The 25,447-nt window shown below is 66.4% G+C and carries 21 protein-coding genes; 13 read left to right on the plus strand and 8 right to left on the minus strand.

The genetic code is table 11. The features are described 5' to 3' along the window. The first annotated feature begins 114 nt into the window (after positions 1-114). Both mihF and ACIBI6_RS09730 read left to right on the plus strand, forming a co-directional pair. Complete coding sequence (gene mihF, locus ACIBI6_RS09725; RefSeq protein ID WP_040687687.1) at positions 115-429, plus strand: integration host factor, actinobacterial type; 315 nt, start codon at positions 115-117, stop codon at positions 427-429. A 52-nt stretch (positions 430-481) separates the two neighbouring features. Beyond that, entirely contained in the window at positions 482-892 is a 411-nt protein-coding gene (locus ACIBI6_RS09730; RefSeq protein ID WP_364338986.1) for an NUDIX domain-containing protein, read from the plus strand. Positions 893-955: 63 nt separating this feature from the next. Here ACIBI6_RS09730 and ACIBI6_RS09735 read toward each other — a convergent pair whose 3' ends face one another. The 3 genes from ACIBI6_RS09735 to ACIBI6_RS09745 all read right to left on the minus strand — a co-directional run bounded on the left by ACIBI6_RS09735 (position 956) and on the right by ACIBI6_RS09745 (position 4,718). Next, a complete protein-coding gene (locus ACIBI6_RS09735; protein WP_396955759.1) occupies positions 956-1,489 on the minus strand; it encodes a hypothetical protein in 534 nt (177 codons plus the stop codon). Between the two features lie 68 nt (positions 1,490-1,557). Further along, positions 1,558-2,391: a formate dehydrogenase accessory sulfurtransferase FdhD gene (gene fdhD / locus ACIBI6_RS09740; RefSeq protein WP_396955760.1), complete on the minus strand. Its 834-nt coding sequence runs from the start codon at positions 2,389-2,391 to the stop codon at positions 1,558-1,560. Next, a complete protein-coding gene (locus ACIBI6_RS09745) occupies positions 2,388-4,718 on the minus strand; it encodes an FdhF/YdeP family oxidoreductase (protein WP_396955761.1) in 2,331 nt (776 codons plus the stop codon). Before ACIBI6_RS09745 ends, fdhD begins: the two co-directional genes overlap by 4 nt. A 465-nt stretch (positions 4,719-5,183) precedes the next feature. Between ACIBI6_RS09745 and ACIBI6_RS09750 the strand changes: the two genes are divergently transcribed. From ACIBI6_RS09750 to ACIBI6_RS09760, 3 genes are read left to right on the plus strand one after another with little or no spacing between them, the layout of a single operon-like run. After that, a complete protein-coding gene (locus ACIBI6_RS09750) occupies positions 5,184-6,029 on the plus strand; it encodes a hypothetical protein (protein WP_364338994.1) in 846 nt (281 codons plus the stop codon). Further along, on the plus strand, positions 6,026-6,862 hold the full coding sequence (locus tag ACIBI6_RS09755) for a hypothetical protein (RefSeq protein WP_364338996.1): 837 nt from the start codon (positions 6,026-6,028) through the stop codon (positions 6,860-6,862). The genes ACIBI6_RS09750 and ACIBI6_RS09755 overlap by 4 nt, the downstream gene beginning before the upstream one ends. Beyond that, positions 6,859-9,255 (plus strand): protein kinase, encoded by a 2,397-nt coding sequence (locus ACIBI6_RS09760; RefSeq protein WP_396955762.1) that lies wholly within the window; start codon positions 6,859-6,861, stop codon positions 9,253-9,255. Before ACIBI6_RS09755 ends, ACIBI6_RS09760 begins: the two co-directional genes overlap by 4 nt. 53 nt (positions 9,256-9,308) lie before the next feature. On the opposite strand, the gene ACIBI6_RS09765 is transcribed toward ACIBI6_RS09760, so the two are convergent. The 3 genes from ACIBI6_RS09765 to ACIBI6_RS09775 all read right to left on the minus strand — a co-directional run bounded on the left by ACIBI6_RS09765 (position 9,309) and on the right by ACIBI6_RS09775 (position 13,478). Further along, on the minus strand, positions 9,309-10,925 hold the full coding sequence (locus ACIBI6_RS09765) for an FHA domain-containing protein (protein WP_364339001.1): 1,617 nt from the start codon (positions 10,923-10,925) through the stop codon (positions 9,309-9,311). Positions 10,926-11,197: 272 nt separating this feature from the next. Next, positions 11,198-12,028, minus strand: coding sequence for an NAD(P)H-binding protein (locus ACIBI6_RS09770; RefSeq protein WP_364339003.1), 831 nt, complete (start codon positions 12,026-12,028; stop codon positions 11,198-11,200). A 25-nt stretch (positions 12,029-12,053) separates the two neighbouring features. Further along, positions 12,054-13,478 (minus strand): MFS transporter, encoded by a 1,425-nt coding sequence (locus ACIBI6_RS09775; protein ID WP_364339006.1) that lies wholly within the window; start codon positions 13,476-13,478, stop codon positions 12,054-12,056. 131 nt (positions 13,479-13,609) lie between these two features. Between ACIBI6_RS09775 and ACIBI6_RS09780 the strand changes: the two genes are divergently transcribed. Continuing rightward, positions 13,610-14,281 (plus strand): TetR/AcrR family transcriptional regulator C-terminal domain-containing protein, encoded by a 672-nt coding sequence (locus ACIBI6_RS09780; protein WP_364339008.1) that lies wholly within the window; start codon positions 13,610-13,612, stop codon positions 14,279-14,281. Between the two features lie 20 nt (positions 14,282-14,301). Then, complete coding sequence (locus ACIBI6_RS09785) at positions 14,302-14,829, plus strand: GNAT family N-acetyltransferase (protein ID WP_364339010.1); 528 nt, start codon at positions 14,302-14,304, stop codon at positions 14,827-14,829. 1 nt (position 14,830) lies between these two features. On the opposite strand, the gene ACIBI6_RS09790 is transcribed toward ACIBI6_RS09785, so the two are convergent. Together ACIBI6_RS09790 and ACIBI6_RS09795 are read right to left on the minus strand one after the other, a co-directional pair. Beyond that, positions 14,831-16,384, minus strand: coding sequence for a glycerol-3-phosphate dehydrogenase/oxidase (locus ACIBI6_RS09790; RefSeq protein ID WP_364339012.1), 1,554 nt, complete (start codon positions 16,382-16,384; stop codon positions 14,831-14,833). Positions 16,385-16,438: 54 nt separating this feature from the next. Then, a complete protein-coding gene (locus ACIBI6_RS09795; RefSeq protein ID WP_396955763.1) occupies positions 16,439-17,047 on the minus strand; it encodes a TetR/AcrR family transcriptional regulator in 609 nt (202 codons plus the stop codon). A 185-nt stretch (positions 17,048-17,232) separates the two neighbouring features. On the opposite strand from ACIBI6_RS09795, the gene ACIBI6_RS09800 reads away from it, so the two are divergent. The 6 genes from ACIBI6_RS09800 to ndk all read left to right on the plus strand — a co-directional run bounded on the left by ACIBI6_RS09800 (position 17,233) and on the right by ndk (position 25,224). Continuing rightward, complete coding sequence (locus ACIBI6_RS09800; protein ID WP_364339758.1) at positions 17,233-18,810, plus strand: FAD-binding oxidoreductase; 1,578 nt, start codon at positions 17,233-17,235, stop codon at positions 18,808-18,810. Further along, positions 18,807-19,763 carry a YegS/Rv2252/BmrU family lipid kinase gene (locus ACIBI6_RS09805; RefSeq protein WP_364339016.1) on the plus strand — a complete coding sequence of 319 codons (957 nt, stop codon included), beginning with the start codon at positions 18,807-18,809 and terminating at the stop codon, positions 19,761-19,763. The genes ACIBI6_RS09800 and ACIBI6_RS09805 overlap by 4 nt, the downstream gene beginning before the upstream one ends. Before the next feature lie 351 nt (positions 19,764-20,114). Continuing rightward, positions 20,115-22,793: a valine--tRNA ligase gene (locus ACIBI6_RS09810; RefSeq protein ID WP_396955764.1), complete on the plus strand. Its 2,679-nt coding sequence runs from the start codon at positions 20,115-20,117 to the stop codon at positions 22,791-22,793. 86 nt (positions 22,794-22,879) lie between these two features. Further along, the gene (locus ACIBI6_RS09815; protein ID WP_396955987.1) at positions 22,880-24,250 is read left to right on the plus strand and encodes a bifunctional folylpolyglutamate synthase/dihydrofolate synthase; all 1,371 of its coding nucleotides are present in this window, start codon (positions 22,880-22,882) and stop codon (positions 24,248-24,250) included. Positions 24,251-24,420: 170 nt separating this feature from the next. Continuing rightward, positions 24,421-24,762 (plus strand): DUF4233 domain-containing protein, encoded by a 342-nt coding sequence (locus ACIBI6_RS09820; RefSeq protein ID WP_364339763.1) that lies wholly within the window; start codon positions 24,421-24,423, stop codon positions 24,760-24,762. Between the two features lie 45 nt (positions 24,763-24,807). Beyond that, a complete protein-coding gene (gene ndk / locus ACIBI6_RS09825) occupies positions 24,808-25,224 on the plus strand; it encodes a nucleoside-diphosphate kinase (RefSeq protein ID WP_040687718.1) in 417 nt (138 codons plus the stop codon). The last annotated feature ends 223 nt before the right edge of the window (positions 25,225-25,447 follow it).

Here is a 25,447-nt window from a genome sequence, read left to right on the forward strand (position 1 = left end):
GTCGCCATTTCTCGCTGTCGGAACCCGGTGTGTCGAGCTTGTGTGGTGCTCGTCGTGCTGTTTACTCGGTCCGGTCAACCAGATGTTCGAGTGACGAGTGAAAGCGGAGGAGACATGGCACTGCCTACCATGACCGCGGAACAGCGCACTGAGGCGTTGGCCAAGGCGGCTGCGGTCCGCAAGGCGCGCTCCGAACTGATCGGCAAGGTGAAGGCCGGCAAGGTTTCGGTGGCCGACCTGTTGAAGAAGGCGGACAGCGACGACCTGGTCAAGAAGACCAAGGTCGCTGCCGTGATCAAGGCGCTGCCCGGTGTCGGACCGGTCAAGGCGGCCAAGCTGATGGACCAGGCGGAAATTCCCGAGGACCGCCGCATCGGTGGACTTGGCGCGCGCCAGCGTGCGGCGTTGCTCGAAGCGCTGAAGGACTGACACGTCGTCCGTAGCGATTGCTTGCAGGTCGCTCGAAAGGGTCAGCAGGACCATGCTCAGGAAACGAACGCTCACGTCGGTGGCGTGGCTGTGCGTCGAGAACGGCCGCTTGCTCGCGGTCCGGACCGAGGGACGCGACGCCTTCTATCTGCCGGGCGGCAAGCCCGAACCCGGAGAAACCCTGGCGGGAGCGCTCGTTCGGGAGGTTCGCGAGGAAGTCGGCGTCGAATTGGAGGCGCACCGGATAACGCCCGTGGTGACCATTACGGCCCCAGCCCACGGGCGTCCCGGAACGCTGGTCGAGATGCACTGCTTCCGCGCACCCGGTCACGGCGCGCCGGCTCCGGCGGCGGAGATCGCCGAGATGGCGTGGCTCGGGCCGGACGACGGACACCTGTGCGCGCCGGCCGTTGTGCAGGCCCTCAACCATTTGACCGAGGTTGGTGGGTGGCACGCGGCCTGAACGCTCACTTCGCACGGAGAACGCCCCACAGCATGCGCTGTGGGGCGTTACTGTTTCGGCGGTCTAGCGGTTCGTACGGCGGCGGGGGCGTTGGAAGTTGATCGGGGCGGGATCGCGCAACTGCGGCCCACGCGGGGTGACCAGGATCAGGGCCAAGCCGAGGGCGACGATCAATGCCGCACCGATGACGCTGAGGGTGAAACTGCCCCCACCCATGTCGGCGGGTTTGTGAAAGGCGTGATAGATCAGGTGTGGCACGCCGAAGACCAGCCAGCCGAGGCCCGCGACCTGGGCAAGTGCGCTGCCGCCGAGGAATAGCGCGGCCAGTGTCACCGCGGTCAGCGCCAGGAAGAACGAGCCGACATCGGAGGCGAGATGGTGGTTGTACGGGCCGTCCGCGCCGATCCACTGCATACCGAAACCCGGGAAGCTGGTGTACCAGGAGTGCGGCGCGAAGACCGCCCACAGTCCGACGACCGCGCCCTGAAATGCCAACACCCCCAATATGATTCGCACGGCGAGCCAGCGATTGCGCTGCTGTTGGAACCGCATCCGCACACGTAGCCCGCCGGATTTGCCATCTACCGTGATCCGCATCGGTCTCTCCGTTCATCGCCGAACCAGGGATCTGGTGCTGCAACCGTAAGTCGGACCTCGGGTCACGATCAATAGGCGGCGACCTCGTCGCTGACGGTCAGCCGGTCGGAGCGGGAATAGATGTTCATGGTGTCCCCGCGCAGGAAGCCGACCAGGGTGAGGCCGGATTCGGCGGCCAGATCGATGGCCAACGAGCTGGGGGCCGAGACGGCGCCGAGCATCGGGATGCCCGCCATCACGGCCTTCTGAACCAGCTCGAAGGAGGCCCGGCCGCTGACAATGAGCACGAGATCGTTTGCGGGGATACGGTTTTCGAGTACCGCCCAGCCGAGCACCTTGTCGACAGCGTTGTGTCGTCCGATGTCCTCGCGCACAGCGAGTGCGGTGCCGTCGGGGGTGAACAGTCCCGCAGCGTGCAGACCGCCGGTGGCGTCGAAAACCGTTTGACGGGTGCGCAATTGGTCCGGCATGGCGGCGAGGGTCTCGGTGTCGACCGTGATCGAGGTTGTCGGCAGCGGGAATCTGGTGCGGGTGCGGACCTCGTCGAGCGCAGTCTTACCGCAGAGTCCGCATGCGCCGGTGGTGAGGAAGTTGCGGCCGTGCACCGGGATAGGGGTGCGCAGTTGGACATCCAGCACGTTGTAGGTGTTCTGGCCGTTCTCGTCGGCGCCCGCGCAATAGCGGGCGCTCACCACATCCTCGGCGGCTTGAATGATGCCCTCGCCCAAGAGGAAGCCGTGCACCAGTTCGATATCGCTGCCCGGGGTGCGCATGGTGACGGTGAGTGATTGTCCGTCCAGGCGCAGCTCCAATGGTTCTTCTACCGCAACGGAATCCGGGCGTTCGATCACGCCGTTCGGTGAGATGCGGCGTGTCTTGCGGCGCGCGGTCACTCTGCTCACGACCGCGCCTCGCTGGCGCTCGGGTCCTGCCCCACATGAACGTGCGGCTCCAACCGGATGGTCACAGCCTTGGAAACTGGTGTATTCGACCGTGCCGCAACGTGATCGAGCGGAACGAGGGGATTGGTCTCCGGATAGTAGGCGGCGGCATTGCCGCGCGGGGTCGAGTATTCGACGATGCGGAAACCGGTCACCTTGCGTTCGGTGCCGTCGGTCCATTCGGAGACCAGATCCACCAGATCGCCGTCTACGAAACCGAATTCGGTGATGTCGTCGATATTCATCAGGACAACTTTGCGGCCGCCATGCACCCCGCGATAGCGGTCGTCCAGGCCGTAGATGGTGGTGTTGTATTGGTCGTGGCTGCGCAGGGTCTGCAGGATCAACCGTCCCGCGGGGACTGGTGTCCAGGTCAATTCGTTCACCGCGAAATTGGCTTTGCCGGTGGCAGTGCGGAATTCGCGGGAGTCGCGCGGTGGATGCGGCAGTACGAAGCCGTTGCGATCACGCACCCGCTTGTTGTAGTCGTCGCAGCCGGGCACCACACGGGCGATCGCATCGCGGATCTTGTCGTAGTCGAGTTGATACTGCGCCCACGGCACCGGATGATCCGCGCCGAGCAGCGTCTGCGCGAGTTCGCAGACGATGGCGACTTCACTGCGCAAATGCTCGCTCACCGGCTTCAGCCGACCGGTTGATAGATGCACCATCGACATCGAATCCTCCACCGAAACTTGCTGTTTCGCACCATTCTGTAGGTCGAGATCGGTGCGGCCGAGGGTGGGCAGGATGAGCGCGGTCGTGCCGTGCACGACGTGGCTGCGGTTGAGCTTGGTGGAGACCTGCACGGTCAGCGCGCAACTGCGCAGCGCGGCCTCGGTCACCCCGGTATCAGGGGTGGCGGAGACGAAATTGCCGCCCATGCCGAAGAACACCCGCGCCGCGCCCGCGCGCATGGCGCGGATCGCATCAACGGTGTCGTAGCCGTGTTTGCGCGGGCTGGCGATGCCGAGTTCGCGGTCGAGTGCGTCGAGGAAGGTATCGGGCATCTTCTCCCAGATGCCCATGGTGCGGTCGCCCTGCACGTTGGAGTGGCCGCGCACCGGGCACACGCCCGCGCCGGGCTTGCCGATCATGCCGCGCAGCAATAGCAGATTGGTCGCTTCCTCGATGGTGGCGACGCCGTGCTTCTGCTGGGTCAGGCCCATTGCCCAGCAGATGATGATGTTCTTGGATTCGGCCAAAAGTGTTGCGGTGCGGTACAAATCGTCGTCGGTGAGTCCGGTTGCCGCGCGCACCGTGCCGAGATCGACCGCGCGCACATTCTTTTCGTACTCCGCGAAGCCAGCGCAGTGCGCATCGACGAACTCGCGGTCGACCACCGTGCCCGGTGCGCGGTCCTCGGCCTCGAAAAGCAGTTTGCCCAACCCCTGGAACAGCGCCATATCGCCGCCGAGCCGGATCTGCAGGAAGTCGTCGGCAATGGCGACACCGCTGGTGAAACCCGTGAGCGTCTGTGGGTCGCGGAAGCCGAGCAGTCCGGTCTCCGGCAGCGGGTTGACCGCGATGACCTTGGCGCCGTTAGCCTTCGCGCCCGCCAGCGCGCTGAGCATGCGCGGATGATTGGTGCCCGGATTCTGGCCCGCGACAATGATCAGATCGGCCTTGCCGAAGTCGTCGATCGAGACCGAACCTTTGCCGATGCCGATGGAACTGGTCAGTGCGGCGCCGGAGGATTCGTGGCACATATTCGAACAGTCCGGCAGATTGTTCGTGCCGAAGCTGCGGACCAGCAGCTGGTAGAGGAATGCGGTCTCGTTGGCGGTGCGGCCGGATGTGTAGAACACCGCTTCGTCGGGGGATTCCAGCGCGCGCAGGTGCTCGACGATGAGCTGGTAGGCCTCGTCCCACTCGATGGGCAAGTAATGGGTCGCGCCTGGGCGCAGCACCATCGGATGGGTCAGCCGACCCTGCTGGCCGAGCCAATAACCGGATTTGCTCGCCAGTTCCTCGATCGAATGCTGCGCGAAGAATTCGGGGGTCACGGTGCGCAGCGTCGCCTCCTCGGCGACGGCCTTGGCGCCGTTCTCACAGAATTCGGCCGGTCGGCGATGCCCCGTCGGCTCCGGCCAGGCACAGCCCGGGCAGTCGAAGCCGTGCACCTGGTTGAGGCGGGCCAGCGTGCGCGCGGTGCGCAGCACACCCATCTCCTCGACCCCGCGTTTGAGCGCAACGGCAACGGCCGTCACACCCGCGGCCTGCTCCTTCGGCTGGGTGACGGTCAATTCGGACTCGTCGATGTCCTGTGTCGGCCCATTGCGGTGCATGCCCGATATTGTCCTCTCCCCGCGAAGTTTGTCGCGGACCTACCCGTTTGTCCTGATTCCGGACGCTCCCGTCGCGGTGGTGGGGTCCCTGCCCGAGGGGTGCCATCCGGTTCGGATCGTATGCACTCGTGGCCGGTTCGGCAGGGTTTGCGCATTGCCGGGTACAGCGGTGACGCTACCTGGTAGCCGGCGGTTTTAGCTGGGTTCGAGCTCAGCCAGAAGGCTCCGCGTCGGCGGCTGTCGGCTTACCATAACTACTGATCAAATCGCTGATCTGAGGCATGTGCGATGGGGACGCTGGCGGCTATTCCGACGCGTGCCGGCGGGGAGCGTCGACACGCGACGTCTCGGCGTGTGCGGTGGGGGATTCTCTGTTCCGCCGCGCTATTGGTCGCGGCGGCGCCGGTCGGGTTCGGCAGGGTAGCGGCTTTCGGGGTTCCGGCGTCGGAAGAGCCGACTTCGTCGGTGGTTTCGCCGGCACCCGCGCCCGGACACCACGGGCCGGGGACGCGGGATGGGGCCGGGGCACAGACCAGCACGGCGGTGCCGAATGACAATTCGGACGGTGGTGGGACGCGTGACGGTACCGGGACGCACGACGGCACCGGGACGCAGACGACGACCAGTCCGGTGCCGACTGATCCGTGCGCCGGACGGACGTCGGATGGGTGCTCCGGACCGACTTCCACTCCCGAACAACCGCGGCTGCCCGATATTGTGCTGCCGCCGATCACCATCACCTTGCCGCCGAATCCACAGCCGCCGATCCCGGCGGACCCACCTGCGAATTCGTCCACGGTGCCGCCGCAGCAGCAGATACCGGCGGATCCACGGCCACCGGAAAATCCGTCGAAGAGGCAGCCCACGGTGGTTGTGCCGACCGTTCGGCCTGCGGATCCGCCGACGCCCGCCGCTACGGCACCGGCGCCCTCGATTGCGCCGCAACCCGCCGCGCTCGAGCTCACGCCCACAGCGATCGGACTCGGTGGCGATGTCACCGCGGCCGGATCGGGGTGTGATCCGCAGTCACAGGTCAGCTTGCTGGTCGGGCAGACGCCGGTGGGTAATGCCGTCGCCGGGGCCGATGGTGGTTTTCGGGCACCGCTGGCGTTGACGTCGATCGAAGTCGGGCGATATGAGGTGACGGCGCGCTGCGGGCGCACGCTGACCGCGCCGTTGGATGTTGTGCTGGTCAGCCGGATCAGTTCCGCCACTTCGACATTGACGCTGATTCTGTTCTTCTTGTTGATCGGTGCCTGGTTCTACGGGCATCGGCTCGTCTCGCACCTACCCGCGCGGAGGGAACCATGATGCGAGTCCGTGTCTCGGCGGCGACGCGAATTATCCTGCTGCCCAGTGTGTTCGCGCTTGTGCTCGTCGGGCTGTCGGTGGCACCGGCAGCGGCCGAACCGCAGGGTGTCGATATGTCGGCGACCATCGACGATCGCGATATCGCCGAAACCTCCGCCACCGAACCGCTACGGCTGCAACCGAACAGCATCATTCGGGTGGCTATCGCGTTGACCAACAACAGCGATGGGGCGTTGCATATTCGGCAGGTCGACCTGGCCGGGCATGTGCTCGGACTGACCTTCTTCTCGTACTCGACCGCCGTCGAATTGACCATCGCACCAGGAAAATCCGAGGCACTGAAGTATCGGCTCGATCTGACCGGACTCGAAGGTCAGGCGACCGGACTGATCGTCGCGGATTTGGCGGTGATCGGCGAGGATGGCGCGCAGGTCGCCTCGATACCGATGGACACCGATGTGCGCGGCTCGTTGTATTCGGTATACGGACTGTTCGGGATTGCGCTGGCGGTGCTGACCATGCTCGCCATTGCCGACGCGACGTTGGCCATTGCCCGGCACCGGCTGTCCACTAACCGGTGGCAGCGCGGCTTGCGGTTACTGGCGCCGGGTATCGGCATCGGCTTGATATTCGGGTTCACCGCGTCGGCACTGCGGTGGTGGGTTCCGGATACCGGGCTGTGGCTCACGGTTGCCGGTGTGGCGGCGTCGGTCGGCTTCCTACTCGGATACTGTTCGCCGACACCGGAAGTCGGGGATCTGCCGCCGACCGAGGAGGTCGACGAAGTCGCCGATGTGGAAACCGTGCGCTTCCCGGATGGGGCGACATCTTGACATCTGAAACCGGCCGAATGCGGGCCGTGCTGCCCGCGTATGACATCGGTGCGCAGGTCGGCAGGGGCGGATGCGGTGTGGTGCTCGCGGGTACGCACCGTCAGTTGGGGCGGCCGGTTGCCATCAAACAGATTCCACCGCAGTTCGCGCATGACGAGCAGGTGCGGCGTCGGTTCGTCGCCGAGGCGCGGTTGCTTGCGGCAATCGATCATCCACACGTGGTGCGGGTTTTCGACTACATCGAGGCCGATGAGCTGTGTCTGTTGGTTATGGAGTATCTGCCCGGTGGGACCGTTGGGAGTCGGTTCGCGACCGAGGGATACGACGCGGCTACCGCGGTCGCGGTCGGGCTGGCCTGTGCCGCGGGGCTGGAAGCGGCACACCGGCACAAGATTCTGCACCGCGACGTCAAGCCGTCGAACCTCATGTTCGGTACCGGCGGTGCGATAAAGCTGACCGATTTCGGGATCGCCAAGATCGTCGGTGGCGATGAGACATTGGTTACCAGGACCGGTGAGATCGTCGGGACTCCGTCCTATATAGCGCCGGAACAAGCACGCGGACAGCCGCTTTCGCCCGCCACCGATGTCTACGCGCTGGCGACCATGCTGTATCAGCTGTTGTCCGGGGTACTGCCGTTTCCGCCGAATGAGGACCATTTGGCAACGCTTTTCGCACACGCCTTCGGTACTCCGATACCGCTCGTCGAGGTCGCGCCGGGCGTGCCGGAGCCGATCGCCGACGTGGTGATGCGCGGTCTGGCGACCGATCCCGCCGATCGTTTCGATACCGCCGAACTCTTCGGGATTGCTCTCGCCGAACTCGCCGCCTCGTGCTGGGGTGGCGATTGGCTTACGCCCGTGGGTATTCCGGTCATCGGCGCGGACACTATTGTCGCCGCCGCGACCGGGAGCAGTCGCGCCGCCGGGCGATCCGGTGTTCAGACGCCGAGAGCGAAGAGTGGGCTCGAGCAGTCCGCTGTCAGGCACCGGACAGGCGTGCTTGCCGCGGGCTTCGAATCTCGCGCGCCGGTAACAGCTGTCCCCACCCAGCCTCCGACCGGTGCCTCACCGCCACGACCCGGCCCCGCTGCGGTAGCGTTCCCTTCGTCGGCTCCGACCGAAATCTCGTCGATGCCGGACATAGTGGGTTCGGATCCGGCTCCGAGTGCGCCGTTATCGCCGGTGCCACCAGCGCGTGGTGATATCACGGGTGGTTCCGAGCAGTTCGGCGCGGCGGCACGCGGCGCGCCAGGGGCTCCAGGGGCGCCAGCGCCGGAGTGGTCCACGTCGGAGCCGCGCGCATCCGGGTCGCCCGGGGCGCAGCCGCCAGCGCCGGAGCTGTCAGGGGCGAGGAGGTCCGCGCCGGGCACGGATGCGTCGGGAGATGCGACGTCAAGGCCGCGGCCCGTGCCGGGGTCGCCTACCTCGGGAGATGCGCCAGCAGGACCGCCTTTTTATGGAGCCGGGCAGGGTTCCTCGGGGTATGGCGGGTCGGCACGACAGGTGTCGTCGTCCGGAAGGTCGTGGCCTGGGCCTTTCAGGGCGGAGCCCTTCCGGCCGCCGATGGTTCGCGTGCGTCCGGTGCATAGGGCGCAGGACAATGGAGTTCGGTTGGCTGATGTCGATCGCCGAGATCTGGTGCCGATCCGCGATGTTGTCAGCTTTGCTTCGCCGTGGCCGATGTTCGGGGTTGGCGCGTTGCTTGCGGTGGCTGCTTGTGCGGTTGCGGTGATCGGGGTGGGCGCGCCGACCGCCGGAGGGGATCTGGTACCCGGGACTGTCACCGTTGCCGGTGTCGATGCGACGGGTCCGAATCCGATCGAGGTCGATCTGTCGGAGCCGATTCCATTGCAGGTCAACGGAATCGACGTCGACTCGGCTGCGCTCACGGTGGAGGTATTCGGTGTGCGGTTGGGTGGGGATCCGGTGCCGCTGCGGCCCGGCGGCGCGGCCACCCTGCCCGATCCGGTCAACGCACATGTGCTGGCCGGGAAATTCGACGGCGAGCTGACCCTGCTGCGCAGCGGAACGGAAATCGCCACGCAGCGAATCGAATTCCGCAGCACCCAGCGCCCGACACGCACCGCCGCAGCGGCCGCGATCGTGGTCCTCGCCCTGTTCGCCGTTGCCTACCTCGAGTCCAACACCCGCACCTTACGCCGTGCCCACGGTGGACTGGCCAACATCATCGGCCTGTCCGCGAGTTCAGCCATCCTCGCGGTCGCCGTGGCCGGTGGCGCCTGGATTCTCCACGACACTCCGCCCACCATCAGCACCCTTGCCATCACCGCCGTACTCGCCGCCGGAGCTGGCCTCGCCGCCGCATCGGCCGCACGCCGAATCGGCAAGCGCCACAGCTTGCTCCGCCGCGCACGGCGCGATAAACGTTGAAGCAGTAGCCCTGGAACGGAGGCCGGAGGCTTTTCGGTGGCGGTGTGAGCTGCTCAGGAACGGCGCCGTTTGCTGGTTGCCTCGGTTGGGTGCTTCGGGTGGGCCTCGGTGCGGTAGGTGAGGATGCGTTGGCCGATGCGGAGGCTCCATCCCGGGTGCAGTTCGGTGGGCGTTGTGCCGATACGGGTCCATTCGTCGGCGCCAGGGGCGGCGATGAATGTGCCTGCGGGGGTTGCGGCGTCACGGACGTAGACCTTCCCGCGGTCGACCGAGACGTAGGCGTGCACCCGCGAGACGTGGCGATCGCGCGGGACCGCGAGGGGTGTGGCAGTGGCGGCACGCACTGTCTCGTCGATCATTGGGCTGCGGCCGACGACATACGGTCGGTCCAGCGGAAACGCGGAGCCATCCGCCAGAACCAGCGCGCCTACGGGCGGTCGCGCCCCGGAGTTCTCCTGATTATTCGCCTCGCCTACTGGTCGTAGCGGCCGCGGTCGTACCCCTTGCAACGCCGGAATCTTGTGCAATGCAATCGGTTCCGGCCGCGCTGCCGAACCCGCCCGCGTTCCAGCGGCGTCCTCTCGTTCCCGGGCGGGCATGGCTTGGGTGCCGATTTCCTCCGGCGCATCTGCCTGCCCGGATGCACGCGACGGTGCCGAACCACTCGGCCGCGCCTCCGATGATGCTGCGCCGAGTCGAGCAGCGGACGTCGATCTCGCGGGCCCGACCTTATCGGCCGACGCGCCGAATCCCACGCTCTGCGCCGCCGATCCCCTCGCGGACCGGACAGAGTCCACCGATCCGGTGGGTCCTGCCTTTTCGGTTGGCTTGTCGTGTGCGGTGGACTTGGTAGTGGATCGCTGTGCGGATTGGCCAGAGTCCACCGATCCGGTGGTTCCCGCCCTCTCGGTTGGCCCGTCGTACTCGGTGGCGGATCCTGCGGAGCGCCCCTGCTCGTTGGGGGCGGTCGACCGCGCAGCGGGGTCTCGGCTGGACTCCCCTGTCGGACGGGCAGATCCAGCCTCGCGTGTGACGCCTGCGCTTTGGGCGGAGCCTGCGGCTGGTGTCGATTCGGTCGCGGATTTTGCGGTCGGGACGCGCAGGGCTTCGAATCCGGCCGGAGCGGTGGGCGGGGGTTCGGCGGGGGAGGGGTTAGCGGTGGTGCGGGCTCGGGTGTTCGCCGATTTTCCGGTGCGGCGGGTGGCTATGCGCAGGACGAAGCCGCTGCCGGCGACGATGCCGGCGCGCAGGTCGGTGCGTGGGAGTTCGTGGATCGGGAAGGCGATGTCCGCGCCGACCGCGATCCGGCGCACCGGTTCTCGCACGATTTCGTCTACCCAGGTGAACGCGCGGGCTCCGGAGAGTCGGCGGGATCCTTCCGCGCCTTGGATCTCCGCGCTGACCTGTCCGCGCAGCAGAATGACGGTGCCATCAGCAGTCGGTGCGATAACTCCGAACGGTGGCGCCTCGGAATTGCCGCCGAAAACCACTGCGGCCAGCCGCTGCGCGATCGCGGCCCCGGGATGGCGCGCATCCGCGACGGCCTCGATCGCACCGAGTATCCGGTCGGTCGAAGGGGTCTCGTCCGCGAGATAGACGACAACCGCGCCGAAGCGTGCGATCAGACCATCACCCGGCGCAATCCCCACCGTCGACGCGTCATTCCGCACTCGCGCCTCCTTCCCGGCCCACTACCGGCGTCCAGCATAGAACGTGCCCAGCACCCGAAACCGGCCGCCGAAGAACCGCAAGCGCGCACACGCTGTGATTCTTACCGGCCTTGATCGACGAGGTGTCGTACACCACTGAATATCAAAGACTCCATCCCGCAGATGCGGTCTTCTGCGAGCGGCAAACCGCTGCGCGCGGACACTGCGCGAACGACCGGCGGTACGGCGGGATTCATACTGCCGGGTCGGTGCGCGATGAGCCCGGACAGGTGTCAGCCGGTGAACTCGGATGCGTGGTCTTCGAGCCAGGTGGTGAATGGCCGGGCGGGGTGGTCGGTCAGGATGGAGACGGCGTCGGTGATCGGAGTGGGGACGCCGTCGCAGCGTCGCCAATAGTCGAGCAGGCCGTCGGCGTAGCGGCCAGGGATGAATTCGGCCATCTCTTGCTTCCACGCGTCGGGGGTGACGTGGGCGATGGTTGCGGTGCGGCCGGTGACCTCGGCGATCAGGTCGATCTGCGCGGTGAACGTCAAGGTCTGCGGACCGGTGAGGGTATAGATACCGCCACGGTGGTCGGGTTTCGTGAGCAGCGCATGTGCGCACTCGGCGACGTCGAGTTCGTGGATCGGATCGGTGTAGGCATTGGGGTAGGGGAGGCTGACGGGGCGTTCGGCCTTGATCGCGAACGACCAGCCGCGGGCATTGCCGGCGAAGGCGCCGGGACGCAACACGGAGACGGTCATCGGTGCGTCGGCCAGTCCGAGTTCGGCGTCGAGGTGGGACTTCGCGACCGGATTGGTGGTCGCAGCCGGATCGAGCACCGCGGACGAGGACAGCAGCACGATGTGATCGACTCCGGCTTCGGTTGCGGCGGAGACGAATTCGGTGATGCATTCGGGTTCGGCATACAGGAATACCGAGGTGACGCCGTCGAGTGCGGCGGCGAAGGTGGCCGGGTTGCGCAGGTCGCAGGTGATGGCGGGTACTCCCGCGGGAAGCTGCTCGGGCCGGCCGGAACCGACGCGGACAGGGTGGCCGTCGGCGCGCAGCAGGGACAGGAGCTTGGTGGCGACCGCGCCGCGGCCTCCGGTAATGAGAATCATGAGAAGTCCTCGAGTCGAGAGTGATTCAGTGCTGTGGCTCGGCCTGGGCATGTCGCGGCAGCAGCCGCACCAGACCGAGGCTGATCAGCGTGATGGCCGTGACGAATACGAGGCTGGCCGTGAGTGCGTGCGCCGCACCGGAGCCGACCGTGTGGAAGTACACCGTGGTGATGGCGGCGGCGCCGATCGCATTGGCGAGTTGCTGTACGGCGGAGAGCGATCCGCTACCGCTGCCGGTCTCGGACGGGTCGATATCGCCGATGGTGACAACGAAGATGCTGCCGAAGCAAGTGCCCATACCGAGGCCGAGCACGAGGATCGCCACGGCGAGAGCCCAGGGGGCATTAGTGATTGCGGTGGTGAGTGCGAGAATCAGTAGCAGGCCGGTGCCGAAAAGGGTGATCAATAGGCCGATCAGGATGAGATTGCGACCGAGTTCAGCCAATAGTCGGTGCGCGGCAATCGACGCGATGATTATGCCGACGGCCAGCGGCGCCAGGCCGAGCGCGGCTTCGGTCGGGCGATAACCGAGGCCGTTCTGCATGAACAGCGACAGCACATACAACAGCCCGGAGACCGCGGCGAAGAAGGCGAGTCCGAGGATCAGACCCGAGGTGAAGCCCCGGTTCCGCAGTAACGTCGGCTCGATCAGCGCAGCGACCGCGGTGACCTGCCGACGGGCGAACAGCGCGAAGGCCGCGACTCCCGCCGCTATCGACGCGAACGATGAAGCGGTCCAGCTGTGGGCCGAGCCGTCGATCAGACCGAATAGTGTGCCGAGCATCGCTGCGGCGAGCAGAACAGCGCCGAGTGCATCGATGGTGACGGTGCGATCGCCCTGTTCGGTTGGCAGTAGGCGATAGGCGGCGGCGAATGCAAGCCCGCCGAGCCCGATATTGATCAGGAACATGGCACGCCAGCCGAGGCCGAATAGATCGGCATCGACGAGAAATCCGGCCAGGATCGGTCCGCATACTCCGGACAGGCCGAGGGCCGGACCGAAAACGCTGAATGCCCTGCCGCGCTGTTCACGGGGAAAGACGCTGGTCAGGATGCCGAAACCCTGCGGGATCAGCATCGCGCCGAAGGCGCCCTGTACGAGTCGCGCGGAGATCAGCGTGGTCGGATCGACGGCGAGGCCGCAGGCGATCGAGGCGAGGGTGAACCCGGCCAAGCCGATCAGGAACAACCTGCGTTTGCCGAAGCGGTCGCCGAGTCTGCCGCCGACGACGAGCAGAACGCCGAGGGAGAGGGCGTATCCGGCACCGAGCCACTGGATCAGCGCTGGTCCGCCGTGCAGATCCCGCGCGATGGTCGGCGCGGCGATATTGGTGATAGTCGAGTCGAGTAGGTCGAGGATGTCAGCCGCCAGAATGACGGCCAATATCGCCCACATTCGGGGGCTGACCTTGGTATCTGGTGGCGCCGCTTGCTGTGTTGGGGTGGTCATGTCCAGCTCTCGAGGAAGATGTGTCGGCAGCGAACAATGATCGTCACGAACAGTGTTCGATGTGATGGAAACCCTATGCGGCGAACGTCGTTCGTGTCAAACGCTGTTCGTCGAGGCGTATGCTCCGAAATATGAGCGCCGCACCCGTCAGCCGCCGGGCCCGTCCCGCGAAGGCACCCCTCAGTCGTGACGTCATCATCGATACCGGTCTGCGCATTCTCGACCGCGACGGCTTGGCCGCCCTCACCATGCGCCGCGTCGCCCAGGACCTCGATACCGGCGCGGCCTCGCTCTATGTCTACGTCGCCAACCGTGACGACCTGATGGCCGCCATGCTCGACCAGGTGCTCGGTACGGTGCCCGAGCCCACGGGCGACACTTGGCGCGACCGCCTGACGACGCTGGTCGAAACGACCGTCGACGCGATGTCGAAACACGAGGGACTCGCACTGGTCGCGCTCGGCTCGATCCCGACGAGCCCGAACGCGCTGCTGATCGTGGAGCGGCTACTCGCCCTGCTCGCCGAGGGCGGCGTGGACCCGCAGACCAATTCCTGGGCCGTCGACCTGATCTACCTGCACATATCAGCGCAGGCCGTGGAGCAGAGCACGTACAACACCAAGGACACCAACGAGCAGGACTATGTCGCCGAGGTCGCCCGTCATTTCGCCCAACTACCTGCCGACCGCTATCCGACACTGGTGGCCATGCGCGAACAGATGCTGGCGGGCGGCGGCGACGATCGGTCGCGCTGGGCGCTGCGTGCGCTGGTCAACGGCATCCTGGCGACTCCGGTCGAATGAATGCCGTGGGAGAATCGTCTATGCGGATGATTCGACCGGCGGTCGAGGACGACCTGCCGATACTGCAAGATATCGAGCGCGTGGCGGGCAAACCATTCGCCGACATCGGCATGATGGCCGTTGCCGATGACGATCCGCCGTCACTGGATACGCTGCGGGAATTCCAGCACGCGGGCCGCGCCTGGATCTTTCCCGATGCCGCTGGCCGCCCGATCGGCTATCTGATCCTCGGGATCGTCGACGGTAACGCCCATATCGACCAGGTTTCGGTGGATCCGGATCACGCGGGCAAGCGGATCGGCAAACGGCTCATCGACCATGCCGTGCGCTGGGCGAAAGCCCAAGGGATGCAGGCGATCACGTTGACAACCTTCATTGATGTGGCCTGGAACGGCCCGTACTACGAACGCCTCGGCTTCCGCTTTCTGACCGCCGCCGAGGAGACCGCGGAATTACGCGAAATCCGGGCCGCCGAGGCCGCGCACGGCCTCGACCTCTGGCCGCGCGCCGCCATGCGCGCCGAACTCGACACCTGGCAAATGGACTGAGCTAATACTGCCGCGCGAAGGCGGCCTCCGCTGCGGGCAGGGCCGCCGCGCGGTCCTCGGGGACGAGACCGATCCGGGTGCGGCGGTCCAGCAGGTCATCGGTGTCGAGGGCGCCTTCGTGGGTGATCGCGAAGGCGAATTCGGCTGCGGTGACGTCGATTCCGGGCGCGACCTGTTCGGCCAAGGCGGGATTCCGATCGGCAAGTTGGAGTACGGACGCGGACTCGCTACCGTAGCGCTCGACCAGCACGGTCGGGGCGTTGATGCGATCGCGGGCCGCACCGGAGACCGCGCCGACCAACGGAAGTCGCTTGGTTCGGCACGGACCGGCGGTGAGGTTGCCGTGCGCGATCGCCGCATCGAGAGCGTCCTCGGCCATCCGGCGGTAGGTGGTGAGTTTGCCACCGACAATCGTGATGACGCCGGTGGGGGAGTGCAGGACCGCGTGCTGACGGGAGATATCGGCGGTGCTGTTGTCGGCCGTCCGCAGCAGCGGGCGCAGTCCGGCGTATGTGCCGCGAACATCATTGCGGGTCAATGGCTCTCGGAGTGCGGTGTTGATGGTGTCGAGCAGGAAATCGATTTCGGCGTCGGTGGGCTTCGGCTCGTCGGGAACCGGGCCGGGGGCATCCTCATCGGTGAGACCGAGATAGACCCGGCCGTGCGCGGCGGGCAAGGCGAAGACGAAACGGCTGGTACTGCCGGGGACGGGGACGGTAAGCGAAGCGGTCAGTCCGCCGAATGATTCGGCATCGAAAACGAGATGGGTGCCGCGGCTCGGACGCAGTTCGATACTCGGGTCGACCTGATCGGCCCAGACGCCGGTGGCATTGATGACCGTGCGGGACCGTACGGTCATGGCTTCGCCGGTCAGGGTGTCGCGCAGGGTGGCCGAATCGCCGGTCACGTCGAGGGCTTCCAGGCGGGTGAGGATCATCGCGCCTTGTGCGGCGGCCGTGCGAGCCAGCGCGACTACCAGCCGCGCATCGTCCACCAGCTGTCCATCCCAGGCTTGCAGGCCGCCGCGCAACCCGTCGCGACGCACGATCGGTGCCAACCGCAGCGCCTCGGCGGTGGATACCCGACGCGAACGTGGCAGTGTCGCAGGCGAAGTGCCGGCACTGCGGCGCAGTACGTCACCGGCGACAAAGCCGGCGCGGATCAAAGTGCGTTGTGCGATACCGATTTCCGGGAGCAGCGGTACCAGCTGCGGCAGGGGGCGAACGAGATGCGGTGCGGTGGTGGTGATCAGAATCCCGCGCTCGACCGCGCTTTCGTGTGCAATGGCGACCTGCCCGCTGGCCAGATATCGGAGCCCGCCATGCACCAGCTTCGAACTCCAGCGGCTAGTGCCGAATGCCAGATCGTGGCGCTCCACCAGCACGGTTCGCAGCCCGCGCGCAGCGGCATCGAGCGCCGCACCGGCTCCGGTCACGCCGCCGCCGATCACCAACACGTCGATTTCGCCGCCGTCGCCGAGCAGCGTCAGTTCACGGTTGCGGCGTGCGGCATTCAGCGCGGAATTGCCGTGGGGATCAGCCGAATTCGTAGTCATTACAATCCTTTTCGACGGCGGGCAATCGCCGGTGCTGAGGTATTCGGGCCTTTGTCATTGCGCCTTCTCGACGGGGGTCAGATAACCGTCGATCGCACGGGCCAACTCGGTGTCCAGCGCCGCACCGACCAGCAACGGCGCGACCGTACCGGCCGACTGCACCGCCGACTGCGCGATGAGCAGCAGCATGGTCGCCATCTGTTCCGGGTCGCCCGCGCGAATCGTGCCGTCCCGGTGGCCTTCTCGAATGCTCGTACTGAACAGGTCGATCAGAGCGCGCTGGTTGCGCCCGAGGCGGCCGAAGACATATGTCAGCATCAGATCGGTATCGGTGCGGAAGATCTTGCCGAACAACGGATTCGAGCGAATCGTCGCCGCACCCGCGACCACCCCCGCGACCAGCCGCGTGCGCGCATCTCCCGCGGCAGGCATGGTGTCGGCGACGATCGCGTGCAATTCGCGCACCAGCAGTTCGGCCACCAGCGATCCGGTATCCGGCCAGCGGCGGTAGACGGTGGGCCTACTGACACCGGCGCGGCGGGCGACTTCGGTAAGTGTGGTGCGGCGCACCCCGAACTCCTCGACGCAGGCCCTGGCCGCGTCGAGGATCGCGAGATCGGTGGCCGAGAGCGCGTCATCGGGGGTGGACGCTGCGGAGGTCATCGGGTATCACCACCGGGTGTCGGCGGCACCGAAGTGCCGGAAAACGGATGCCTGATCATTACTGCTTGACAGTCTATGTCAAACTGTAACGCATGGTCGAGACGCAACAGCACACCGACGAAATCGGACAGTCCGAGACCGGTGCGGCTGCCGCAAACCTGGGCGAGCCCACGTATGCGGCGGGTATGGTTTGGGACGCCTGGGGCATCCCCGCCGGACACAAGCCGCTCTCGGCTTCGATTCGGGACCTGTTGACGCAGGTATTCGGAGTGTCCGGTGACCCGGTGGCGCGCCGCGATGAGGGCGATGTGCCGCTACGCGAGTCGACGCTGACGCCGACTCAACGGGACGGGTTGGTCGCGGTGGTCGGCGTGGGCAGCATTTCGGTCGACCACCACGATCGGCTGCTGCACGCGGGCGGTAAGAGCACCCCGGACCTGTTGCGTCGTCGCGCCGATGGTCCGCAGGACGCACCCGATGCTGTCGTCTTCCCCGCCGATCACGAGCAGGTACTCGCGGTGCTCGGTTACTGTGCCGACAATGCCATCGCGGTCGTACCCTTCGGCGGCGGCACCAGCGTGGTGGGCGGCGTCGATCCGGTCCGCGGTCGCTTCGACACCGTCATCGCGCTGGATCTGCGCCGCCTGGACGGTATTTCGGAGATCGACCCGGTCAGTGGCACCGCCACGCTCGGCGCGGGACTCACCGGACCCAAGGCTGAGGAACTCCTCGCCGCACATGGACTTTCGCTCGGTCACTTCCCGCAGAGCTTCGAATTCGCCAGTATCGGTGGATTCGCCGCAACCCGGTCCTCCGGTCAGGCATCGGCGGGCTACGGCCGCTTCGACGACATGGTCCAGCATCTCAAGGTCGCAACACCCAGCGGAACCATCGAACTCGGCCGCGCACCCGCCTCCGCCGCAGGCCCGGACCTGCGTGAATTGTTCGTCGGGTCGGAGGGTGCGCTGGGTGTGATCACCGAGGTGACGCTGCGGGTGCATCCGGCCCCGGAAACCATCGGCTACCAGGCCTGGTCGTTTCCGGATTTCGAAACTGGCGCCGCCGCACTGCGTTCAGTGGTGCAGGCGGGTGCCGCGCCCACGGTGCTGCGGTTGTCCGATGAGGTCGAGACCGGAGTGAACCTGGCGCGCTCCGCCGATATCGGCGGCGAGGCGGTGGCCGGTTGTCTGGCCGTCACCACCTTCGAAGGCACCCAGGCGCATGTCGCGGCCCGCGGCGCCGAGGCGGGCGCATTGCTCGCGGCGGGGGGCGGGACTTCGCTGGGACAGACCCCGGCTCAGGAATGGGAGCACGGACGTTTCGCCGCACCCTATATGCGCGATGCACTGCTCGATCACGGTGTGCTGTGCGAAACCCTCGAAACCGCGACCACCTGGTCGAATCTGGCCCAGCTCAAGGCGAAGGTGACTGCGGCACTAACGGATTCACTTGCTGGACAGGGCACCCCGCCGCTGGTCATGTGCCACATCTCGCACACCTATCCGACCGGAGCGTCGCTGTACTTCACCGTCATCGCCAAGCAGTTGGACGATCCGATCGCCCAGTGGCATATCGCGAAACGTGCGGTCGGTGACGCGATCGTGGCCGTGGGCGGCACCATCACCCACCATCACGCGGTCGGCACCGACCACCGCCCCTGGATTCCGGAGGAGATCGGCGATCTCGGCGTGCGCGTACTGCGCGCGGTGAAGCGGGAATTGGACCCCGCGGGCATCCTCAACCCGGGAAAGCTGGTCCCGTGACACAGGCTTCGCGTCCGATGCGTGCGATCACCGTTGTGACCAACCCGCAGTCCGGTGTCGGCAGAGGACACGAGGTGGCCACGGCCGCGCTGGCGCGTTTCGCCGCCCGGGGGGTCGAGGTCACCGAGGTCCGCGCGGCATCGGCCGCCGAATCCATACGCCAGGTGCGGGATTCGATTACCGGCAGCGCCACGCCGGATGCGGTGGTCTGCATCGGTGGCGACGGATTGATGAATGTCGTGCTGGAAGCCATTGCGCAGACCGGCGTAGCGCTGGGCCTGATACCCGCGGGCACCGGCAATGATCTCGCGCGCGAGATCAGTGTGCCCACTGACGATCCCGTCGCAGCAGCAGACCTGATCCTCGGCGGCCGCACCCGCACCATCGACCTCGGTCGCATCGAATCGCCCTCGCCCGGATTCACTCCCAAGTGGTTCGCCACCGTTACCGGCACCGGGTTCGATGCGCGAGTCACCCTGCGCGCCAACGATATGCGCTGGCCCAAGGGTCCACTCCGCTACACCTTCGCCGCACTGGCCGAGATCTCCGGGCGCTTCACCGTGCCGTACCGAATCGAGCTGTCCGGTGTCGTGCCCGGCGCACTCGACAATCCCGATACCGACACCGTCATCGAGACCGATGCCGTCATGGTGGCCATCGGCAATACCCGCACCTACGGCGGAGGCATGCGGGTCTGCCCGGATGCGGTAATGGACGACGGGCTACTGGATCTGACTGTCGTAGGCGCGGTTTCCCGCCTGGATATGCTCCGCATGCTGCCAGCCCTGTCGGCCGGTAAGCGAATCGATCATCCGAAGTCGAAGCAGTATCGCGTCGCCCAGGTGACTCTCACCGCTCCCGGCGCTCCCGCTACCGCCGACGGCGAACCTGCGGGCACTCTTCCCGTAACCCTCCGCGCGGTGCCCGGCGCGCTTACCGTGCTCGTCCCCTGATTCGGCAAGCCGCGAAACCGACCGGGCGTAGGCGGTCGATGGTGGTTCGGCCGAGGACAGCGGTCGACTCCGGTGCGGCAGGGGTGTAACCCCCTCATCCGCCAGCGCGAGCGTCCGGCTGTCTGGGCTGCAGACGCGCCGTCAGGGGCGGAAAAGGTGCCATTGCGGCAGCCGCATATTGAACTCGTCGAGAAGCTGAGAATTGGTTGTGGATTCCGAGCTCGGGCCCGTTTCGGCGGTAAGCTCCACCTGTGGGCGGAGTCTTCGGTGTCCCTCATCCACCGAAGACCCCGCCTTTTCTATGCGCTAGCCCTTTTAGGAGCTCAGCGGGCATCCCACTAGAATGCCGGGGTGACCAGCGCAACCCCTGACAACCCGCGTAATCGTGCCGATGCCCTCCCCAAGAGCTGGGTTCCCAGCGAGGTGGAGGCCGAGATGTACGAGCGCTGGGTAGCGGCTGGTTACTTCGCCGCCGATCCCGCCAGCGATAAGCCCGGTTACTCGATCGTGCTGCCCCCGCCGAACGTCACCGGCAGCCTGCACATGGGCCACGCACTCGACCACACTCTGATGGACACCCTCTCGCGCCGCAAGCGCATGCAGGGTTACGAGGTGCTGTGGCTGCCGGGTATGGACCACGCGGGCATCGCCACCCAGACCATCGTGGAGAAGCAACTCGCGGTGGACGGCAAGACCAAGGAAGACTTCGGCCGCGAGCTGTTCATCGACAAGGTCTGGGACTGGAAGCGCGAATCCGGCGGACAGATCCAGTGGCAGATGCGCGCGCTCGGCGACGGCGTCGACTGGAGCCGCGACCGCTTCACCATGGACGACGGGCTTTCCCGTGCCGTGCAGACCATCTTCAAGCGCCTATACGACGCGGGCCTGATCTACCGGGCCGAGCGCCTGGTCAACTGGTCGCCGGAACTGCGCACCGCCATCTCCGATATCGAGGTCAAATTCGAGGATGTCGAGGGCGAACTGGTTTCGCTGCGCTACGGCTCGCTGAAAGACGATGAGCCGCATGTGATCGTCGCCACCACCCGGGTGGAGACCATGCTCGGCGATACCGCGGTGGCGGTGCATCCGGAGGATCCGCGCTATAAGGATCTGATCGGCAGCACCCTCGAGCATCCGATCACCGGACGCCAGATCCCGATCATCGCCGATGACTACGTCGATCCCGAATTCGGCACCGGCGCAGTGAAGATCACGCCGGCGCATGACCCCAATGACTTCGAGATGGGCCTGCGGCACAACCTGCCGATGCCGAACATCATGGACGAGCGCGCCCGGATTACCGGCACTGGAACCGAATTCGACGGTATGGACCGGTTCGAGGCGCGGGTCAAGGTGCGTGAGCGGCTCGCCGCCGAGGGCCGGATCGCCGCCGAGAAGCGGCCCTATCTGCACAGCGTCGGACATTCCGAGCGCAGCGGCGAGGCGATCGAGCCGCGGCTTTCGATGCAGTGGTGGGTCAAGGTGGAATCGCTGGCCAAGGCCGCCGGTGACGCGGTTCGCAACGGCGACACCGTGATTCACCCGACCAGCCAGGAACCGCGCTGGTTCGAATGGGTCGACAATATGCACGACTGGTGCATCTCGCGGCAGCTGTGGTGGGGCCACCGCATCCCGATCTGGTACGGCCCCGACGGCGAGGTGGTCTGCGTCGGTCCGGACGAGACCGCGCCCGAGGGCTGGGTGCAGGATCCGGATGTGCTCGACACCTGGTTCTCCTCCGGCCTGTGGCCCTTCTCCACCATGGGCTGGCCCGATTCCACCGAGGAGCTCCAGAAGTTCTATCCGACAAGCGTTCTCGTCACCGGTTACGACATCCTGTTCTTCTGGGTGGCCCGAATGATGATGTTCGGCACCTTCGTCTCCGACGATCACGTGCTCACCGCGGGCAAGGGCGGTGCGAAGCAGGTGCCGTTCAAGGATGTGTTCCTGCACGGCCTGATTCGCGATCAGCACGGCAAGAAGATGTCCAAATCCCGCGGTAACGGCATCGACCCGCTGGACTGGATCAACTCCTACGGCGCCGACGCGCTGCGCTTCACCCTGGCGCGCGGTGCGCAGCCCGGCGGTGACCTCTCGGTCGGCGAATCGCATGCCCTCGCCTCACGCAGCTTCGTGACGAAGCTGTTCAACGCCACCAAGTTCGCGCTCATGAACGGTGCGCAGCAGGGCACGCTGCCCGATCGCGCCGAACTCACCGACGCCGACCGCTGGATCGTCGATCGGCTCGAACAGGTTCGCGCCGAGGTGGATTCGGCCTTCGACGCCTACGAATTCGGCAAGGCGTGTGAGGCGCTGTACCACTTCGCCTGGGACGAGCTGTGCGACTGGTATCTGGAACTGTCCAAGGTGCAGTTCGCCGCCGGTGGTTCGCGCGCCGAGTCGACCAGTATCGTGCTCGGCAATGTGCTCGACGCGGTGCTGCGGCTGCTGCATCCGGTTATCCCGTTCGTCACCGAATCGCTGTGGCGGGCGCTGACCAGCGGCGAATCCGTCGTCATCGCCACTTGGCCGCAGGCCACCGGTGTGGCCACGGATGTGACCGCCGCACAACGTATTTCGGATGCGCAGCGCTTGATCACCGAGATCCGTCGCTTCCGCAGCGATCAGGGTCTGGCCGATAAGCAGAAGGTGGCGGCCAAGCTGATCGGCCTGGATACCGCGGGCCTCACCGAACTGCACGATTCGGTGACCAACCTGGCCCGGCTCACCGAGCCCGGCGCCGAATTCGCCGCGACCGCCTCGGTCGAGGTGCGCCTCAGTGGCTCGACCGTGACGGTCGAGCTCGACACCTCCGGCGCGGTCGACCTGGATGCCGAACGCCGCCGCCTGGAGAAGGATCTCGCCGCGGCCGAGAAGGAATTGGCAACCACCACAGCCAAACTCGGTAACGAGGCCTTCCTGGCCAAAGCGCCGGACCAGGTGGTCGACAAGATCAAGGGACGTCGCGATGTCGCCGAGGCCGAGGTCGCGCGCATCGGCGCCCGGCTCGCGGAACTGAGCGGCAAATGAACGACGAACCAGAACCCCAGTACGCCGACGACGAAGATCGGAAGCGACGACTCGGATCCGGGCCGTCCCCGGTGGATCTGGCTGAAATGGCGTTGGTCGAGGCGGAATTGGATCGGCGCTGGCCGGAGACCAAGATCGAACCATCGCTGAGCCGCATCGCGACGCTGATGGATCTGCTGGGCTCACCTCAGCAGAGCTATCCGGCCATCCACATCGCGGGCACCAATGGCAAGACCTCGGTGACCCGGATGATCGATGCGCTGCTGACCGCACTGCACCGGCGCACCGGCCGGATCACCAGTCCGCATCTGCAGCTGGCCACCGAGCGGATCAGCATCGATAATGTGCCGATCAGCCCGGCCGAGTACGTGCAGACCTACCGCGAACTGCTGCCCTATATCGAAATGATCGATAAGCAGTCCGCCGCCGCCGACGGTCCGGCGATGAGCAAGTTCGAGGTGCTCACGGGCATGGCCTACGCCGCCTTCGCCGAGGCCCCGGTGGATGTCGCGGTCGTCGAGACCGGTATGGGCGGCCGCTGGGACGCGACCAATGTCATCGACGGACAGGTCGCGGTGATCACCCCGATCGGTCTGGACCACACCGATTTCCTCGGTGACGATCTCGCATCCATCGCGGGGGAGAAGGCCGGGATCATCAAACGGGCTCCGGAGAGCCTGGTGCCGCGCGATACCGTCGCCGTCATCGCCGAGCAGGAACCCGAAGCCATGGATGTGCTGCTGCGCCGGGCGGTCGAGGTCGATGCCGCGGTGGCGCGCGAGGGATCGGAGTTCCGGGTACTGGCCCGCCAGATAGCGGTCGGCGGCCAGCAGCTCGAATTGCAGGGCCTCGGTGGGATTTACGACGAAATCTTCCTGCCGCTGCACGGTGAGCACCAGGCGCGCAACGCGGTGCTCGCGCTGGCGGCTGTCGAGGCGTTCTTCGGCGCGGGTGCTGATCGGCAGCTCGATGTCGAGGCGGTGCGTGCTGGTTTTGCGAGCGTCACGAGTCCCGGCCGGATGGAGCGCATGCGCAATGCCCCGACCATCTTCATCGACGCCGCGCACAATCCGGCGGGCGCGCGCGCACTGGCCGCGACGCTGACTGCGGAATTCGACTTCCGCAAGCTGGTCGGTGTCGTCGCGGTGCTCGGCGACAAGGACGTGGCGGGCATATTGGACGCGCTGGAGCCGATATTCGACGAGATCGTGGTCACCAACAATGGTTCGCCGCGCGCCATGGATGTCGAACGCCTCGCCGACCTCGCCGTGCAGCGCTTCGGTGACGAACGGGTGGTCACCGCCGAGACGCTGCCCGACGCGTTGGAAACGGCCATCGCAATCGCCGAGGAGGTCGGTGATGCGGGCGAGATGGTTTCCGGTGCGGGCGTCGTGGTGACCGGCTCCGTGGTCACTGCCGGTGCGGCGCGCGCCCTATTCGGAAAGGACCCGGCATGAGCCGCACGGTCCGAATGCGGCAGCATGCGTAAGCACGTGGGACCCGCGAATGCCGACAAGGAGACAGCGTGACTGAGCCAACCGGCGACGCCGCCGAGCCCGACCGGGCCGACGGCGAGCCGCGGGTCCCTCAACCCGCCACCGACCCGTGGAAGGGTCTGCGCGGCGTCATGGCCGGCACGCTGATCCTCGAGGCGATCACGGTGCTGCTCGCACTGCCCGTGGTCGGGTCCGTCGGCGGCGGTATCGGCTGGTTCTCCGGCGGCTACCTGGTCGTCCTCGCGCTGGTGATGATCCTCGGCGCCGGATTGCAACGCCGCCCGTGGGCCATCCCGTTCAATCTCGGGCTGCAGGTCCTGTTGATCCTGGGCGTCTTCGTGCACCTGTCCATCGGCGTCATGGGCGTCTTCTTCGCCGTCGTCTGGGGATTCATCCTGGTGCTGCGCGCCGACGTCAAGCGCCGAATGGAACTCGGCCTGCTGCCCAGCCAACGCATCCAGGGCTCTTCCTAGCCGCCGGTTCGGTAACCGGCGGTATCGCCCATTAGGCTGAGCGCCGTGACTGAGCAGACGTTGGTACTCATCAAGCCGGACGGTGTGGCCCGTGGCCTCGTCGGTGAGGTGCTGGCCCGGATCGAGCGCAAGGGCCTGAAGATCGCCGCCCTGGAGCTGAAGCAGGTATCCGACGAGTTGGCGCGTGGCCACTACGCCGAACATGCCGAGAAGCCGTTCTTCGGTTCCTTGATCGAGTTCATCACCTCCGGCCCGGTCGTCGCGGCCATCCTGGAGGGGCCGCGCGCCATTGCGGCCTTCCGTCAGATCGCCGGCGGCACCGATCCGGTCGAGAAGGCCGTCCCGGGCAGCATTCGCGGCGACTTCGCACTGGAGACCCAGGAGAACCTGGTGCACGGCTCCGATTCGCCAGAATCGGCCAAGCGGGAAATCGCGCTCTGGTTTCCCGAGTTCCCCGCCTGATACGAGGCCCTGAGGCGTGAGCTGCGCGAACAGACAGCACAGCCGGCGTCGCCGCGGGACCTAGTCGCGCACCAGCGAGGCTAAGTCGTGCGGCGCTGGCGAGACGTCGCCGCACTGTGTGGGATACTGGGAGTGGTTGCTCACGATACCGACTGTTCGCGCAGGTACGCGGACGATCGGTGCCGGACGGTAACCGGATGACACTGCGGTTCGATGCCGATCA

This window comes from Nocardia sp. NPDC050412, from assembly GCF_044458825.1.
Taxonomy (GTDB): domain Bacteria; phylum Actinomycetota; class Actinomycetes; order Mycobacteriales; family Mycobacteriaceae; genus Nocardia.